Below are 17071 nucleotides of genomic sequence, written 5' to 3' on the forward strand. Positions count from 1 at the left end.
TTTTATCATTAGCCCCCATTTGTAACCAAATCAGTTACAATAGAGAGTAAAAAAATATGCTTTCTCTGAATATAGAATGCATTGGATTTAGCAGTACGTAATCGATTGCTGCTTGCGATTGTACTGTTATGTGTTCCACCCTGCTGTAATCATTTTAGTTACAGGTTGTATATAAGTCAAGCATTATTTTAAAAAAGCTTTAAATCGAAATGCAAAAAAAAGTTTGTAGAGGAAGAATTCTTTCTCTACAAACTTTTTTATAAGCACCCTTACATTTCAATGTGTTCGTTAACGGGTTCTCTCTTTTTCTTCCTCTGTTTTTTCGACTTTTTAAAGTATAGCAATTCGTATATACATGGAATGACGATGAGTGTGAGCAGTGTTGATACAGCTAACCCGCCAATGACAACGATGGCTAAGCTTTGTGAAACAAGACTTCCTGTTTCCGCTTTTTTATATAAAAGAGGCAGCATGGCGCAAATGGTTGCTACAGCCGTCATAATGATCGGACGGAATCTCGTAGCTGTCGCTTCAACGATCGCATCTCGGATTATCATTTTTTCTTCGTTTTGCTTGACTCGATCGAGAAGCACAATAGCGTTTGTCACTACGATTCCAATTAACATGAGCGCACCCAATAGTGCTGTAATATCCACTGGAATACGACTGATTACCAATCCTAACACTGCTCCGATCGCAGCGAACGGCAATGAAAATAAAATGGCGATCGGTGCTCTAATTGATTTAAATGTTAAAACCATGATTAGAAAGACGATGCCTATAGATATTAACATCGTAAGGAACAAATCAGAAAAATCATCTGTTTGCTGAGCACTGGCTCCTCCAACATAAATGTCTACATCTTTCGGAATATCAAGTCCCTTGGTCTCCTTGTCTCCAAATATCTCAAGATTTATTTTCCTTGCAATATCAGAAAGTTTGGCAGGATCGACCGTTGCCGTTAATTGGAGATACGTTTCTCCATCTTTATGGAACTGTGTTGTGGCACTCTCTTCGCTCTTTAAAGAAGCAACTTTTGACACCGGGACTAAACCGCCATCTGTCAAAATAGGTATATTCTTTAAATCCTTTGGTTTTTTAGGATCTAAGATTGGTTCAAGGACTACAGGTGTCTGCTTATCATCCAACGTGATATTGCCGATTGGGGTTTTATTGAGCATGATACCAAGTTGTTGACCTATTTGTTCTGTGTTGCCTTTAGCAGGATCCACCTTGAATGAATAAATGGTTTTCTTTTCGTCCTGGTTCGTTGTAACTTCTTCGATCCCTTTAATATCTTGAATATTTCCTTTGATCTTATTAGCTATCAGCTCCAAATCTTTCGCATTGTTGCCAATAACATCTATCGTGATGTTCGTCTGTGACCCCCCCATCATAAATGAAGAAGCGGTGGACGTAAGCTTCGCACCAGGATAGTTTTCTTTTTGCTTTTCGATTTCCTCCAAGATGGTATCTATGTTTGCTTTATCCTTCACTAAGATACTGAATGTAGCTTCTGTAGGTGATGTGACTGAGCCGTATTGAGCACTTTCGGCAGAGTTTCCTAATTGCATGAACACATTATCCACATCACTCAAATCCTGCATTTTTTCTTCGAGTTCTATCGCCTTTTCTTTTACTTCATCAAATGGCTGATCATTTGGATAAGTCAACGTCGCTGAGACATAGTCAGCTGAGGAATTATCAATCGCTCCTTTTGGCATGGAAAAATATGTACCAATGGAACCGACAAACAACAGCAATGCAACAATCAGGACAACCCATTTATGGTTTAATGACCAAGTAACAAGCTTCGTAAAACGCTTAGCTGGTCGATGTTTTGGCAACTTCGCCCTTTTCAGCAATCCCGCACTCATTAACGGAACGACCGTTAATGCGACAATTAATGAAGCCAGCAATGAATAAGTGACCGTTAAAGCGAAAGGAAGCAGAAACTCTTGAAGGCCTCCGTTCAATAATGCTACAGGCAAGAAAACGGCTACAGTAGTAAGGGTTGAAGCTGTAATCGCCACCCCTACCTCTTTTATTGCCTCCATCACCAATTGGGTGGAAATCTTCTCCTGCTGCATTTTCCGGAAAATATTTTCAATAACAACAATACTATCGTCCACTAAGCGCCCAATGGCTACAGCGACACCGCCTAGCGTTAAAATATTCAGCGTTACTCCCGACAATGACAACAAGAATAACGTAAAGGCGAGAGATAGCGGTATGGATACGATTGTAATAAATGTAGACCGTACATTTCGTAAAAAGACCATGATCACAATGGTGGCGAATAGCGCACCAAGCAGCACCTCTTTTACCATCGTCTGAACAGAAGTCTCCACCATATCAGCTGTAGATAAATAGATGGTCGATTTCTGGTCACTATACTTTTCATTGATTTTTTTTGCTGTTTTTTCAACCTCTTTACTGATTGTGACAGCATTTGATTGGCTGTCCTTGATAATGCTAATATCAATGCTTTCTTTTCCATTGAAACGACTGACGAGATTACCATCCTTCGCTTCATCAACTTTCGCTATCTCTCCAAGTGTGACATTTGGAGTGACCTTTAACGCTTTTAATTTTTCAATACTTGTTAAATCCCCGATAACCTTAATGTTACTAGCCTTCCCATCGATCACTTTTTCGCCTACGGCTAGGGCTGTATTCTGACCGTTAAGGACGCTCATGACATCTTGGATCGAAACTTTCTTTTTAGCCAATTGTTCATTATCCACTTTGACTGAAAGAACAGATTGGGAAATTCCAAATGTCTGTACGTCCGAAACTCCTTTAATATCTTTATACAGAGGCTCTAATTCCTTCTTCGTCAAGTCTATATTTTCAGCTGTTAACCCGTCCTTAAAAGTAACAGCTATAAATGAAATGGGAATCATTGATGTATTTAGCTGTGTAACAGTCGGTTTTGCCATGCTTTGCGGCAATGCTACATTGTCTAAAGCCTCTTTAACATCAAGTTTTGCTTTTTTCATATCCGATCCGGATTCAAAGAATAGATCTACTTTTGAAAACCCATCTCCAGTGGTGGAGTATACTGAACTCTTTCCTTTTATTCCTGTAACTGCTCTTTCAATCGGATCTGTAACTTGTGTTTCCATTGTTTTCGAATCAGTGCCCTGTCCCATCGTGATAATCGTAACTTGTGGATTATCAGCAGATGGTAAAAATTCCATAGGCAATTTAAAATAACTAACAACACCTATCAACAAAATAAATATGGTTACCAACGAAACGGCAGCCTTGTTCTTAAACGACCACTTAGTAAAAAACTCCACTTACACCTCTCCTTTGATTGTAAATTAAAGAAAATAATTCCAATTTAATATTACCATATACTACTAATCGAAGTGTATGAAAATTATAACTTTTTACCTAGAATTTACAAGGTATAGCAAGGCCTTTCGCTCCACATAAAAAGGGCTGCCGCAGCAACCTCAATTATCAAAACTTTATTACTTGTAACCTTTTAAAAAAAGCATAATGATCGCCAATATGATAAGACCGATAAATAATAAAGGTCCGATGCCTGAACTATACACGAAGTATACAGTGATATCGCGGAAAGCCATCACAACAAGGAATAGGAGTAACAGGATCCCTAAAATAATGATCAGAGCGGTATTTTTATTCCGATACAACGTAACCAGCCCCATTTTTAAAGCTTTATTTACACGAAAGCATGCACCACAACATCATTCCATTAAGAAACAATATGCCGCCAACCTTTTGTACTATTCAGTATTTCGTTAAATACCTTTTGCTAGCGAGAAAATAAAAAAGGGTTGCCGCAGCAACCCTTTTTCTCGAAACTGTAAAAATGAATCTACAACTCTTGTAGTTCATTGACCGTTAAAAACGTATACCCTTCGTTCGTTAACTCTTGTAATATCCCTTCAATCGCTTGAAGTTCTTTACCCGTATCATCATACATCGGATGCATCAGGATGATCGAACCTGGTTTTATATTTTCCTTCACATACTTCACTTTATCAGAAGCGGAAGTGTAATAGCTATCTGGTTCCAGATTCCAGGTAATGGTCTCTCTATCATTTTTATTTAAGTAATATGGCAAGCCAACGATCTTTTTCCCATTAGGTGGCCGAACGTCAATTTCACCCTTATATCCGGAGTTTTGAATTAATTTATCCGTTTTCTCGATTTCCGCTTTGATATAGGAGGGCGATTTAAAAACCATTCGCCTGTGGGAATACGTGTGATTCCCAATCTGATGTCCTGCTTCCGCTATTTTTCCAGCTTCCTCTGGGTACTTTTCGATTTCGTTACCAATCAGGAAGAATGTAGCTTTTACATCGTATTTATCCAATAACGGCAGGATCTGATTTACATTCTTCGATGGACCATCATCAAAAGTCAAAGCGACCACTTTTTCATCCGTCTCGACCTTATCGGTTAATCCTCCGAATACCTGATATGTTCTCGAATTCATCAATTTATACGTACCCAGTAAAAGGAGAAAAACAACCAGGATTCCCACTCCAATGAATCTCAGTTTCTTTTTCATGACTATGACCTATCTTTCTAAAAGTTTTTTAATCCAATGACCTATTATAGCAAATCACTGAACGAAAACTTTATTATGCTCTCCCGAACGAACCGTCTACATTCACTTTACATGTATCAATTCAAGACGCTCACACACAAGCAGCATATCTTCTTTAAAAGTGTGGCCAATTTTGGCCAATTCTTCTTTCAACCATTTTTCATGTGCATCCCACCAGTATGTATAAGTTCCATCGCCTTCCCCTTCTGCAATCGCAAACTCTTCACTCACTTCATTCATTGGCAATACTTCGACTTTCACTGTTTGGATGATGGCTAATGGCTCATCCTCACTACTTAAAATAATGCTGTAATCACCCACGGTTGGTAATGGTTCATTTTCCTCTTCATAAAAAACATAACCGGAGCAAGTAGCCGTTTTTAGCCCATCCATCACTAATTGAGCCAAATGATCGGGATCAGCCCCGAATTGCCACGCACTGACTGACTGAGGTTTTTCTTCACCTTTCCCCTGCCAAAATTCATTCCAATATAATTCCGCTTTAACATTCATTCTATGATCTCCCCATTCTGTTTTGGACTTTTCCTATTTAAAGGCTGAACCGCTGCTTTTAAGAGAAATGCAGAAATGATCATGTGCCCATAGTCGGCCCTCCATTCTTATTTCTCTCCATATGCTTCAATCGAGATATCCGTATATATCTTCGTTTGGTTACAATCATACTGGACATACCAATTAATGCAAATGAAAAACTAACCAAATCACAAAAACAAAATTAATAAAAGCCCTGTAAGAAACGAAAGAAATAAAAAGAAGCAATTTTGCAAGTCACGCATGATTCGCCTCTTCATGTTCTCAACTAAGTCCCCATTCTAAATCGCCTAATATCGGATTCACCAGATTCATAATGTCATATGACACTTCAAAACGCTTGGAGTAACTGGATCAAAACAAAAATCCCCCTAAAAAACATGTTACATTACTTAGCCGTTATTACTAATGTTGTAACAACTTTTGATAAAAGAGTGACAAAAGGTAACTTGTGTATATGACAAGCGATTTGCGATATTCGGTTAGATCCATTCATGATGCAGCCTTAAGGTCAATCAGGAATGGGAGAAGACTAAGTCAATTAAATCGATTTATAAGGGAGAAAAAAACATGAAAACGAAAACACGTAATTTAGGGCTTGCCTGTCTATTATTATCTGCCACCAGTTTTACCGCTTGCACTGCAATTAACAATGTCCCAACCGAATCAGTAGAATCTCAAAAACCAGCAAAAAAGATAAGTACGAACGGCCCCCAAGATGCTAAAGAAGTAGAATCGTTCATGAATTCGGTGCTTGTCGATAAGATGGGGAAGTACAATGTGAATGGCTCCAATTTTGTAGTGGTCAAAGATGGGAAGGTCCTGTTAAATAAAGGCTATGGTTATGCTGATAAGGATAAGAAAATACCTGTAGATAAAGATACCGTCTTTCAAATCGCTTCCGTTTCAAAGACCTTTACAGGCTTGGCAGCGATGCAGCTTGCTGATAAAGGCGCGATTGATCTGAACCATGATATTCATGAATATTTAGATGGCTTGAAAGTACCTAATAAAACAGGAACTCCACTGACCATGTTTAATTTGCTTACCTATACAAGTGGTGTAAATCTGCCTGACATTACTACGTATACCTCACCTGACTATATAAACCAGGAAATTCCGATGAAAGAGTTTCTTAAAGAGCATATGCCGACTGTAGTTCGAACACCTGGAGAATCGTATACCTATGATAATTTTGCATTTTTATTGGCTGGCTATGCGATAGAAAACGTAAGCGGCCTTAGATTCGATCAATATATGGAAAAGAATATATTCAAGCCCTTGGACATGAGCTCGACAAGTACCCGTTTCACTCCTGAACTACTGGATAGGATGGCCGTACACTATGATGATAAAGGCACGCCTCATCCAACTTCCGGTCATGCACCGACAGATGGGCCACAGGGCAGCATTCTTTCTACGGGAGAGGATATGGCTAAGTATTTAACCATGTTTCAGCAGCAAGGTAAATTCAATGGGCTGAAAATTATCAGTGAAAAATCGTTAGAGCAAATGCAATCCTATCAGGTGTTTGCAGATAAGACTCTACCCATGACAACTGTCGGAGGATTCGAAGGATACTTCAACGATTTAATGAATGGTCACCATGTCATTCTAAAAGGCGGAAGCATGCCTGGACATCAATCGTTAATTGTATTATTGCCGAAGAGCAATACCGCCTTTTACATGTCGTATAACAATGATTCCATGATGAGTATAGAAGTATTTGAAGAGTTTATGGATCACTATTTCCCAGAAAAAAAGAAGCCAAAGAAATCCACTTACACGCCTTTAAGCAGTAAAGAAGCCGCTAAATATGTTGGATTATACCAGAACACCCGCTTCCATTTCTTAAAATACAGGTTGACCTATAAGAACGGCAGCTTGTTGATGGAGGCAGGGCCCTCAGGCAAGCACACCTTGAAGATGGTTCATCCCCTGTTGTTTGAAGATGAAGCTGGAAATAAATTAGCGGTCAAGAAAGATCATCAGAATCGAATTAAATACTTCTATTACACGAGTTCAACAGGTTTGGATTTTATTGCCGATGCACAAAAAATGCCTACAAAGAAACCTTTCTCAGATGTACCGCATGACAGTTTGTATGAGACACACATTGACAATCTGTATGCATTTGACATATTCAAGACTCAACCAGACAACCGCTTCCATCCGGAAGGTATCATGACACAGGGAGAGTTTGCAGATTTACTTCTTCGTGCACATGGTTGGTTTGGTTTTCCCGATGATACTGAGAAGAATAAAGCGAAAATGGTTTCCGGAATTCCTAATTTTAACCGCAATACTGTCATTACAAGACAAACAGCAGCAGTCATGATTCAAAATCTAAAGCAAATCCAACCCGCTCCAAAGGTCAAAATAACTGGAAAAACCGATAAGTGGGCGATCGAAGCTACCCAAGCGCTTGTCTCACAAGGAATTATTGATCCCGATATTAAACCCAATGCAGACGGGTCTATAGATTTCCGGTCAAAACAGCCTTTACTTCGTCAAGAAGCTAGTGCATTGCTTGATAAGGCATTTGGTTACTATACACTGCCCCTCAAAATCAAGTAACCAAATGCCCCAACAGAAAAACTGCCAGCATTAAGTCATGTATGGACTCTCAATTAAGTAATCTGCCAAAAGCCATGAATATCAAATAGGTAAGCATGGCTTTTGATTTACCTTAACATTAACAAGAAAAACATGTAGCTTTCACAACCGTCAATTCATCTATCAATCGCTTTTTTCACTTCTGTATTCATTTGTTCCCATTCACTTAAATACATACGTTTCATGATTTTTTTAGGATTTTCCAGTTTACTAATAAACTCCAAACTGTTGCCGTCTGGATCATTAAAGTGAATTTTAGCGTGCGCATATTCCCCGTGAGGCATGACGAAAGGCTCAATTGGTTCAAATCCAAAAGCCTCTCTTGGCGAATAGCCTCTATCTTCAAGCCATACGACTGAGCTCTTTAAATCTTCCAATGATACTTCAAAAGCTATATGCCTTATGGAAGGATGATACTCAACCTCCACTTTTTCCGTTTCCCAAATCCCCAACCAACTTTTATCCTTTTCAATCCATAGAAAAGCCAGGTTGTCTTCAACCTTATGATCCAGCTGCAAACCAAGCCCTTCATAAAATTCAATGGAACGATTCAAATCACGAACCGGTAAATGTGCTTCATATAAACCTCTTATCATTCAATACACCTCTTTTTTCGTCAGATCGAAACCATCCTGATTCAATCCCTTTATCCTATTGTTCTACGGGGCAAATTCAATTTCACCCGTTAATAACAAAGTGATGATGATAACCCAAAATATAAAGAAAGACGAAGAAAAAACCAAAGAAATAATGGGAATCACTCTTTTCTCCGTTTTCTTCAAAATACCTATGATCGAAAGGACGATACCGGTAATCGTAAGGAAAAATGTTATATAATCATCAGCCAGGCTCCCGATATTTGCAACTCTAATAGGTGGAACAAAAACCATAAAAAAGCAGATAATTCCAATAATGAATGAAATAAAACTAATTACATCGTACCTCTTCTCAATAAATACTTCGTTTTCCATCAATCCACCCTTTCTTGATTGTAATTTAAATAGTTTTTTTCGATAAAAATTTTCTCACAAATAATTTTAACATATAATGCCAATCGGTAGTTATGCACAAAAAAGGTTGCCGCAGCAACCTTCCCGGTGGCAGGATTAAAAACGTTGAATTAAAGCTTCATTTTCATACCTTCATGAGTAGCTTTGAATCCTAAACGTTCATAAAAATGCAGCGTTTCTTCCCGCTTTTTATCTGTCGTTAGCTGAATGATATGGCACCCCCGCTCCTTTGCACGCTCAATCGCATATAGGATCAACTTGCTTCCTATTCCTTTCCCCCGCTCTGAAGATGCCGTCCGAACCCCTTCTATCGTAGCTCTCCAACCTCCTTGATAGGTAATATAAGGAGTGAATGTGATTTGCTGCACCCCAACGATTTCCTCACCAAGACATGCTACGATCAATTCATTATTCTCATCGGAATCAATGGACTCAAATGCTTTTCGATAGCTTTCAGGAAGGGGATTTTCATAGCGCTCCCTTTCCCTCCCCAATACATCATCCGCAAGCATCTGTACTATTTCACTTAAGTCTTTTATATTCGCATTCCTGAATGTGACCATACTATCCCTCCTGATAAATACTTTAGCATCACCTTTTTTCATCATGATGAAAAAAAGTAATTCAGTTTCATCTAATACTTCTGCTAATCATCCTACGTTCCTCTTTTCCTTCCAAAATATTTTCCAGTCCTTACTATCAACCAGTAAAATTTGGACCGCAAAAAAAGGACGAACTTCCTCTTTTATAAGGAAGTCCGTCCAGAAAATCATTATTAGGTGGATTAAATAATGCCCAATCCGGCTTAATATGCACTCCAACCAGCATCTGCGGTGATGACAGTACCATTTAAAAAGCTTGAATCGTCAGAAGCAAGGAACAATGCCACTTTAGCAATTTCTTCAGGTTTGCCATTGCGCGGATTGGTCGCCATACCCAGTTGTTGGCGAGAGGCGCCAAACTTATTGATATTCGTCATGCTGGAACCAATATTGGTTTCAACTCCACCTGGTGCTATTGCATTACAGCGAATGCCTTTTTCTGCATACATGAAGCCCGTGTTTTTCGTGAACCCAACCACCGCATGTTTAGAGGCAGTGTATGCTGCGCCAGCTCGGGCACCATATAAACCGCCAGCAGAAGCAATATTGATGATGACTCCATTTTGTTTTTCTAAAAAGATTGGTAAAACCTTTCTAGTCGAACGCATGACGCTTGTCGTGTTAATTGCAAAAATCCGATCCCATCCAGAATCCTCAATATCCCCGGCAGGTTCCATGCCATCCATGATACCCGCATTATTCACCAAAATATCCACCGTACCATACGTACTAACCGTTGTATCGATCAAATGTTGAATGTCTTCCTCCATCGATACGTTCGTTTTAATGGCAAAGGCCATTCCGCCATTCTCTTTTATTTCTTCTACCGTTGCGTTCGCACCATCAAGATTTAAATCCGATACGACGACTTTAGCCCCTTCTCTAGCATAATCTATAGCAATTTGTTTCCCCATACCTGACGCTGCGCCTGTCACTACTGCAACCTTGTCTTGTAATTTCATTTAAACTCCCCCATTCATTCTAGTGAAGTGATACTTATTGTACAGATGTTCATTTACCATCTTCCCTTATAGTATAATTAGTTTCAGTAAGCTTATACAATCAGCAAATGCTTACCTTGATGTTGAACAATGAACATAAAAGGTCATTTTCGTTCATCAAAAGTACAATAACGAACAAAGGGTGAAGAAAATGTCTAATAATAACACTGGGATTGATAGAAGGATCAGGAAATCCAAAAAGGCTTTAAAAGAGTCTCTCATAACAATAATGCAAAATAAGGATTTTAGGGACATATCGATTACTGAAATAGTAGAACTCGCCGACGTTAATCGAGGTACATTTTATAAACACTATCAGTACAAAGAGGAACTGCTTGAAGAAGTCATGGAGGATGTCATTGCCGATTTGATCATATCTTACAGGGAACCTTATAAAAATGTCGATACTTTCACCATTAATGAACTTACGGCTTCAGTAATCAAAATATTTGAACATGTAGCTAACTATGCAAACATTTATACCCTGATTCTAAAGTCGAATGCATGGCCTAAACTTCTTGATAGAATTTGTAATGAATTAAAGAAACTCCCTTTAGAGGACCTGGAAGATTATCGGCCAAACCCGAAGATCAATACAGAGCTTGCCTCCAGCTACCAAGCATATGCGATTTTAGGCATGATCATCGAATGGGTCAACACTGGATTCAAGTATAGCGCTGACTATATGGCTGAACAATTACTGGAAATCATCTGTAACAAACCAGTAAACGCCGTTTATAAAATAAACCATACATTTAAAGATGCCAGGCAGTAATAAGAGGGCTGCATCGGCAACCCTCCCTCAAAAATGCTATTTGGATGCACTTTAATCATTAGCGCCTATTTATTTAATAAGTATTTTGGCAGTTCATGAAATAAGAAAACTCTTCACGGCAGCTAAGAACGCTGGTAAATTATCTTCATGCACAAAATGCCCAGCATCCTCTATCGTCACCAATTTGCAATTAGGAATAAGCTCGGAAACTTCCAGCAATTTGTTTTGGGGAATATGACTCGACCCACCGCCTACAACAAGAGTTGGCATGATAATGTCCGTAAGACGCGCCCACCATTCGGGATTGGGTTCATTCAGTTGCCTTAGAATCGAAGGCACAACCTGCCAATCAAACGATAGAGGGCCAGAAGGCTTGGAAGGAACATCGATTGGTCTATCCGAAAAAGGAGGAGGAGTGTCTTCGACAACCAACCTTTCTATCCTCGATGGAAAAGCTTGCGAGAAAAGATAGGAAACTGTTCCCCCCATGGAATGCCCTATTAGCGAAAACCTTCTCAAATTCATAGCATTCGCAAAATGAAGCAAATCATTGCGCATCAATTCAAAACTGTATGTATTAGTTCTTGCACTCCCACCGTGGCCCCGTTGATCTAAAGCTAATACGCGATAATTTCCCCCTAATACGGCAGCCGCCTGATCCCATGAATCTGCACTTTTTCCCAGCGCATGAAGGGCAACAAGCGGTGGTGCAGAAGGTTCCCCACTTTCCCGATATTGAAAAGTGAGTCCATTCAATTCAATTTGATTAACCCGTATTTCCATCTCCATTCATCTCCTAGGATAGGATTCACAAACTCATCTATATAACCTCCTGAAATTTTATGTACGCTCACATCAAATTATACTTTTTATGGAAGCTATCATATGACTCAACTTAAAATTAACGTGACATTTTTATTATCAAAGACCATTTCTTCAATCCAATCGAATATAGAACCCATTAATTCCGGGCTTAACCCGATTATTTGGCCTTTAACCCATCACTCGTCCTTCAGCCTAGCGGAGTTGACGGCGGAGAAGTAATCCATGACAAATAAACGAAATTGCTTGGCTGCTGGGGTGAAGTAGCGTTTTTCTGACCAGCCGAGTCCAATGGTTCTTTGACAGGCAGGTTCGGTTATCCTGATTTTATGGGATAATGATCCGGTTTGGTGGAGCCATGTCAATTCGGATACGAAGGCGATGCCCAATCCTTTCCTGACAAGGTCCGAGATGACAGCAGGTTCATCACCTTCGAAGGCGATGTGCTGGACAAATCCAGCTTCGAGGCAAAATTGGTCGGTTAGGCTGCGGAATCCGAAGCCTGTGTTCATACTGATGAATGGTTCATCTTTCACTTCCTGAAGTTGAATGCTTTCCCTGCCAGCCAGCCGGTGATTGGGAGGCACGATCAGATATATTTCTTCCGTGATCAGCGGTTCCCACTTTAGGTCGGGGCCTTCTATCGGAACGGATGATATGCAATAATCGATTTCCCCTTCAATTAGAAGCTGTTTCATGGATGATATGGATTTTAGGAATTGTTGAAAACGTACATCCGGGTATTTAGATAAAAATGTACCCAATAAATCAGGCAAGACCCTAGGAATGGTAACGGCCAAGGTGATGTTCTTTTGGTCTTGATCTGTTAATTCCACTATTTCGCGCCTTCCTTCATTCAGTTCCGCAAAAGCCCGTTCGACCCTGTTCAAGAATATTCGTCCGGCTGCATTGAGCCTGATTTTCCGGTGTTCCCTATCGAATAGCGGGACTCCCAAATCCTCTTCAAGCCGGGATATGGTTTTACTGAGCGACGGCTGAGCAATCTGAAGTTGTTCCGCAGCCTTCGTCATATGTTCCAGCCGTGCTACGGTTTGAAAGTACTGCAGCTGTAATATTTCCATTTCCCCACTCTTTTCACATAGATTTAAATCTATTATTACATAATCTTTTATGTATTATACAGTATCTAAAAAAGCCATTATGATGAAATAATCTCATTTTGTTAGAAAGGGCAGGATCAATAATGAAAGGTTTACAACTCGTACTTCAAGATATAAAAGCAATGTGGAAACATAAACACGGGAGAATCGCCTTGATTTTCCTTTTGATCGTTCCATTGATTTACTCTGGTTTCTTCTTGGCAGGATATTGGAACCCATATGGACAGTTGGATCAGCTCCCTGTAGCAGTGGTCAATCTCGATAATGGTTCGGAAATGGACGATAAGCCAGTCGAGGCTGGAGATGATTTCGTTGAACAATTGAAAAAGCAGAAAGAATTGGACTTTCACTTTGTATCAGCAAAGGAGGCTAAAACGGGTCTTAAAGAAGGCTCCTATTATATGGTTGTCACGATTCCGGATGATTTTTCGGAAAATGTCACGACTTTAATGGATGATAAACCGGAAACGGCTAAACTTTTGTATACTGTCAATCCAGGTAAAAACTTCGTTGCCTCACAGATCAGCACAACTGCTGTTGAAAAGATGACTACAAAGATCAACGCAAGCATTACGAAAGTCTATTCTGAAGGCATCCTTTCGAAATTCCATGATGTTTCTAAAGGCTTGGCGGATGCCGGGGATGGAGCGGAAGAGCTTCATCAAGGAATGGCGGATGCGAAAAGCGGCACTGAGAAATTGTCCGATGGCATTCAGGACTTGAATGATGGCGCCCAGAATCTGAAAACAGGGAGCACAAAGCTCTTGGATGGACAAGAAACCTTAGCCGATGGTGCTGAAGGATTAACATCAGGTTCCCGCAATCTGTATTCAGGCATGAAGCAGCTATCGGAAGGACATCAATCTTTGGAAAATGGTATGAATGAAGTAAATCAAGGGGTTAAGAACTGGTCAGCCGGAAATGAAAAATTGATGCAAGGGCAAGAAGAGGCAGCTGATACGGCGAATTCTCTAAAGAAGCAATTGGATGCCTATACCAAAAGTCATCCTGATGCAATAAAGGATCAAGACTTCAAGCAAATCCTGGCCCTATCAGAAGGATTATCCAATGCAGCCACCACTTTAAATGCTGGACAAAAACAACTTGACGAAGGTGCTGCTAAAGTGGCGGATGGACAAGATACCATTCAAACCGGGATGAAAACCTTTGGTGATAAGATGGTACAAGCTACCTCTGGTGCTAAGCAATTAAACGAGGGATCTGAAGAAATCTCGAATGGATTCTCTAAGTGGATAAATGGTTTTTCCACTTTAAATAACGGAATCGATTCACTAGCCGGTGGCAGCAGTCGCCTAGCCAGCGGTTCGACGGAACTTCAAGACGGGCTGGCTTCACTGGAATCGGGTTCAAAAAAATTATCCTCCAAGCTTAATGAAGCCGCCGATAAAACAGCCAGTCTTCAGTACGGAGATTCGACCACTTCGATGTTCTCTGAACCCGTACAATTGGTTCAATCCAATCTATCGGAAGTTCCTAACTATGGGACCGGGATTGCCCCTTATTTTCTGTCACTGGCCTTTTATGTAGGTGGCATCATGGCTTCCAATATTTTGCCGCTTGGCCGCAGGCAGAATCTAAAGGTTACCGGAACGGTTCATTTCATGAATAAATTAGGGCTGGTATATGTAATCGGCATGATTCAGGCACTTCTTGTGGATGCAGTCGTCCTTTTTGGATTCCATTTACATGTTGCCAGTGTCCCAGTATTCATTCTGTCAAGTATCATCGTTTCATTCACCTTCATGACGTTCATCCTTATGTTGGTGACCGTATTCGGGGTTGTTGGCAAATTCGCAGCAGTGACCCTTCTCGTGTTCCAGTTGGCTACTTGCGGCGGAACATTCCCAGGCGAACTCGGAATGCCATTATTAATGAAAATCGGTTCATTTTTACCTATGGCCCACTCACTAAAAGAGCTGCAAGAGGTCATCTCATTAGGAGGCTGGGAAAACTTGTGGATGCAGATATGGATCTTACTTACCTACCTAATTACTGCAGCAATCATTGGCTGGATAGCCAGTCATCTCCAGCATGCAAAGGTAACTTCAGAAGAAGTGACTTCTTGATTTAAAGCAAAGTGCCATTCTAATGGCGCTTTGCTTCTTTGTAAGTCCAGCTGGAAGAATTGGGGGTTCTCGAACAGCAATATGAAGTGAAATCACTGAATATCGGTAAAAACGGAATAAAAAGATTTATCGTTCCTCCATTAAAGCAAAGCAGGATTAGTTGGTGATGTACAGGCTTATGAGCCTCATGGCGGTCAAAATAAAGCACTACGTTTAACCCCTGAATTAATCTGGTTTGTCGAATTATTCCGGTCTAGCCCAAAAAGCTGAAGTGAAGATAAAGTAAAAGCCCCTATGCGGCCTGATTATTCAGGTGGCATAGGGGCTTTTTGGTTGTGTCCTTTAAGCGGTTTGATTCTTTTTCACAGCTGGTTTTTCTTCTGCCGGCCATGCACGCTTGATGAATAATGCCAGAATCAGCGCCACACCGGCAATGAAGGTAGATACAAAGAAGGAGAAGTTAATTCCATCCAGCATTGCCTGCATCCCGATTTGGGCTTTCATTTGGCCCATCATCTCAGCGGAGGGCTGGCTTGTTAATTTGCTCATCGCTTTCGTCATTAAATCTTCGGCAGTAGAAGCTGCACGGTTAGACATGACCGTAACGAGCAATGCCGTACCGATCGCACCGGAAATTTGGTTCAGTGTGTTATTCATCGCTGTACCGTGCGGGTTCATGCGGGCTGGCAGCGAGTTCAAACCATTTGTCATGATCGGCATCATGGACATTGACATCCCGAAGGAACGAACGGAAAACAGGATTACAATTTCTGTATACGTAGTTTCCATTGATAATTTACTTAGCAAATACGTAGTTACCACGGTGATAAGCAAACCGATTGAAGCAAGGATGCGGGCACCGAACTTATCGAAAAGCCTGCCTGTAACCGGTGACATGAGGGCCATTAATAACGCACCTGGAAGCATCAGTAATCCAGAATCGAATGGTGAAATGCCACGTACTGTTTGTGTGTACATCGGAATTAAGATCATCCCCGAGAACATCGCCATATTCAGCACGATTGAGATCGTTGCGGATAAAGCGAACATTGGATGTTTGAAAATCTTGAATTCAAGCATTGGTGTTTCCATTTTAAGCTGGCGTGTTATGAAAAGGATCAGGGAGATGGCACCGACTATCAGTGTTCCATATACCCACGGGCTGTCCCAGCCTTTGCTGCCGGCGGAACTGAATCCGTAAAGCAGGCCGCCAAAGCCCAGGCTTGATAGGATGACCGATACTTTATCGATTTTAATATCGACTTTTTCCTTTTTGTCTTTAAGTTTAAAGAAGCCTAAAATTAGCACTAGTAAAGCAAGCGGAGTAATGAAATGGAATAGCATTCTCCAATCATAATGTTCGATGATCCAACCTGAAAGCGTCGGCCCGATTGCAGGGGCAAACATCATGACCAAACCGAATAGTCCCATTGCCGAGCCCCGTTTTTCAACAGGGAAAGCAGTTAAAAGTACGTTCATTAATAATGGCATCATGATTGCCGAACCTGCAGCCTGAACCATACGTGCGCTCAATAATAGCGGGAATACATGCGCTACACCTGCAACGATCGTCCCGATTGAGAATAGGAGCATGGCTGTCAGGAACAGATTACGAACTGAATATTTTCTTATTAAGAAGGCAGTTGTCGGAATCATGATTCCGTTCACGAGCATGTAGCCCGTTGTCAGCCATTGGACTGTGGAAGTCTCGATTCCCAGGTCTATTTGGATTGATGGCAGTGCAATATTTAAAAGGGTTGAATTCAGTATCGATATAAACGCACCGATCATCAGTATGGCCAAAATGCCATACGAACCTTTTTTTTCAGTTGTTTGTGCTGTACTCACTTTTATCTATTCCTCCATTCAAACTGTTGGTTCATTAAATTGTACG

The 17071-nt window shown here is 40.6% G+C and carries 14 protein-coding genes; 3 read left to right on the forward strand and 11 right to left on the reverse strand.

The features are described from left to right. Positions 1–269: 269 nt before the first annotated feature. The 4 genes from ACQKKK_RS07740 to ACQKKK_RS07755 all read right to left on the reverse strand — a co-directional run bounded on the left by ACQKKK_RS07740 (position 270) and on the right by ACQKKK_RS07755 (position 5104). On the reverse strand, positions 270–3305 hold the full coding sequence (locus ACQKKK_RS07740) for an efflux RND transporter permease subunit (protein ID WP_427615344.1): 3036 nt from the start codon (positions 3303–3305) through the stop codon (positions 270–272). 177 nt (positions 3306–3482) lie between these two features. Beyond that, positions 3483–3668: a hypothetical protein gene (locus ACQKKK_RS07745; protein WP_427615345.1), complete on the reverse strand. Its 186-nt coding sequence runs from the start codon at positions 3666–3668 to the stop codon at positions 3483–3485. Positions 3669–3853: 185 nt separating this feature from the next. Then, positions 3854–4552 carry a polysaccharide deacetylase family protein gene (locus tag ACQKKK_RS07750; RefSeq protein ID WP_427615347.1) on the reverse strand — a complete coding sequence of 233 codons (699 nt, stop codon included), beginning with the start codon at positions 4550–4552 and terminating at the stop codon, positions 3854–3856. 102 nt (positions 4553–4654) lie between these two features. Then, on the reverse strand, positions 4655–5104 hold the full coding sequence (locus ACQKKK_RS07755) for an ASCH domain-containing protein (RefSeq protein ID WP_427615348.1): 450 nt from the start codon (positions 5102–5104) through the stop codon (positions 4655–4657). Between the two features lie 609 nt (positions 5105–5713). On the opposite strand from ACQKKK_RS07755, the gene ACQKKK_RS07760 reads away from it, so the two are divergent. Continuing rightward, positions 5714–7720 carry a serine hydrolase gene (locus ACQKKK_RS07760; protein ID WP_427615349.1) on the forward strand — a complete coding sequence of 669 codons (2007 nt, stop codon included), beginning with the start codon at positions 5714–5716 and terminating at the stop codon, positions 7718–7720. A gap of 155 nt (positions 7721–7875) precedes the next feature. Here the strand turns inward: ACQKKK_RS07760 and ACQKKK_RS07765 are convergent, their stop codons facing one another. The 4 genes from ACQKKK_RS07765 to ACQKKK_RS07780 form a co-directional block, all read right to left on the reverse strand. Continuing rightward, positions 7876–8355: a VOC family protein gene (locus tag ACQKKK_RS07765; RefSeq protein ID WP_427615350.1), complete on the reverse strand. Its 480-nt coding sequence runs from the start codon at positions 8353–8355 to the stop codon at positions 7876–7878. A 63-nt stretch (positions 8356–8418) separates the two neighbouring features. Continuing rightward, entirely contained in the window at positions 8419–8730 is a 312-nt protein-coding gene (locus ACQKKK_RS07770) for a hypothetical protein (protein ID WP_427615351.1), read from the reverse strand. A 149-nt stretch (positions 8731–8879) separates the two neighbouring features. Continuing rightward, the gene (locus ACQKKK_RS07775) at positions 8880–9332 is read right to left on the reverse strand and encodes an N-acetyltransferase family protein (protein ID WP_427615352.1); all 453 of its coding nucleotides are present in this window, start codon (positions 9330–9332) and stop codon (positions 8880–8882) included. A 242-nt stretch (positions 9333–9574) separates the two neighbouring features. Continuing rightward, positions 9575–10333, reverse strand: a complete 759-nt coding sequence (locus tag ACQKKK_RS07780; RefSeq protein WP_427615353.1) for an SDR family oxidoreductase — start codon at positions 10331–10333, stop codon at positions 9575–9577. Positions 10334–10523: 190 nt separating this feature from the next. Between ACQKKK_RS07780 and ACQKKK_RS07785 the strand changes: the two genes are divergently transcribed. Continuing rightward, positions 10524–11147: a TetR/AcrR family transcriptional regulator gene (locus ACQKKK_RS07785; RefSeq protein WP_427615354.1), complete on the forward strand. Its 624-nt coding sequence runs from the start codon at positions 10524–10526 to the stop codon at positions 11145–11147. Between the two features lie 93 nt (positions 11148–11240). Here the strand turns inward: ACQKKK_RS07785 and ACQKKK_RS07790 are convergent, their stop codons facing one another. Both ACQKKK_RS07790 and ACQKKK_RS07795 read right to left on the reverse strand, forming a co-directional pair. After that, entirely contained in the window at positions 11241–11930 is a 690-nt protein-coding gene (locus ACQKKK_RS07790) for an alpha/beta fold hydrolase (RefSeq protein WP_427615355.1), read from the reverse strand. Positions 11931–12148: 218 nt separating this feature from the next. Beyond that, the gene (locus tag ACQKKK_RS07795) at positions 12149–13051 is read right to left on the reverse strand and encodes a LysR family transcriptional regulator (RefSeq protein WP_427615356.1); all 903 of its coding nucleotides are present in this window, start codon (positions 13049–13051) and stop codon (positions 12149–12151) included. Positions 13052–13173: 122 nt separating this feature from the next. On the opposite strand from ACQKKK_RS07795, the gene ACQKKK_RS07800 reads away from it, so the two are divergent. Continuing rightward, complete coding sequence (locus tag ACQKKK_RS07800) at positions 13174–15177, forward strand: YhgE/Pip family protein (protein WP_427615357.1); 2004 nt, start codon at positions 13174–13176, stop codon at positions 15175–15177. A 342-nt stretch (positions 15178–15519) separates the two neighbouring features. On the opposite strand, the gene ACQKKK_RS07805 is transcribed toward ACQKKK_RS07800, so the two are convergent. Beyond that, the gene (locus tag ACQKKK_RS07805; RefSeq protein ID WP_427615824.1) at positions 15520–16968 is read right to left on the reverse strand and encodes a DHA2 family efflux MFS transporter permease subunit; all 1449 of its coding nucleotides are present in this window, start codon (positions 16966–16968) and stop codon (positions 15520–15522) included. Between the last annotated feature and the right edge of the window lie 103 nt (positions 16969–17071).

Source organism: Peribacillus sp. NPDC006672 (assembly GCF_050274955.1).
In the GTDB taxonomy this organism is placed as follows: Bacteria; Bacillota; Bacilli; order Bacillales; family DSM-1321; genus Peribacillus.

Bases quoted from the DNA above. Each gene is read 5' to 3' on its own strand.
- ACQKKK_RS07800 (WP_427615357.1), top strand. From the start codon at position 13,174: ATGAAAGGTTTACAACTCGTACTTCAAGATATAAAAGCAATGTGGAAA.
- ACQKKK_RS07750 (WP_427615347.1), bottom strand. From the start codon at position 4,552: ATGAAAAAGAAACTGAGATTCATTGGAGTGGGAATCCTGGTTGTTTTT.
- ACQKKK_RS07775 (WP_427615352.1), bottom strand. From the start codon at position 9,332: ATGGTCACATTCAGGAATGCGAATATAAAAGACTTAAGTGAAATAGTA.
- ACQKKK_RS07770 (WP_427615351.1), bottom strand. From the start codon at position 8,730: ATGGAAAACGAAGTATTTATTGAGAAGAGGTACGATGTAATTAGTTTT.
- ACQKKK_RS07795 (WP_427615356.1), bottom strand. From the start codon at position 13,051: ATGGAAATATTACAGCTGCAGTACTTTCAAACCGTAGCACGGCTGGAA.
- ACQKKK_RS07755 (WP_427615348.1), bottom strand. From the start codon at position 5,104: ATGAATGTTAAAGCGGAATTATATTGGAATGAATTTTGGCAGGGGAAA.
- ACQKKK_RS07780 (WP_427615353.1), bottom strand. From the start codon at position 10,333: ATGAAATTACAAGACAAGGTTGCAGTAGTGACAGGCGCAGCGTCAGGT.
- ACQKKK_RS07760 (WP_427615349.1), top strand. From the start codon at position 5,714: ATGAAAACGAAAACACGTAATTTAGGGCTTGCCTGTCTATTATTATCT.
- ACQKKK_RS07790 (WP_427615355.1), bottom strand. From the start codon at position 11,930: ATGGAAATACGGGTTAATCAAATTGAATTGAATGGACTCACTTTTCAA.
- ACQKKK_RS07805 (WP_427615824.1), bottom strand. From the start codon at position 16,968: ATGATCGGTGCGTTTATATCGATACTGAATTCAACCCTTTTAAATATT.
- ACQKKK_RS07765 (WP_427615350.1), bottom strand. From the start codon at position 8,355: ATGATAAGAGGTTTATATGAAGCACATTTACCGGTTCGTGATTTGAAT.
- ACQKKK_RS07785 (WP_427615354.1), top strand. From the start codon at position 10,524: ATGTCTAATAATAACACTGGGATTGATAGAAGGATCAGGAAATCCAAA.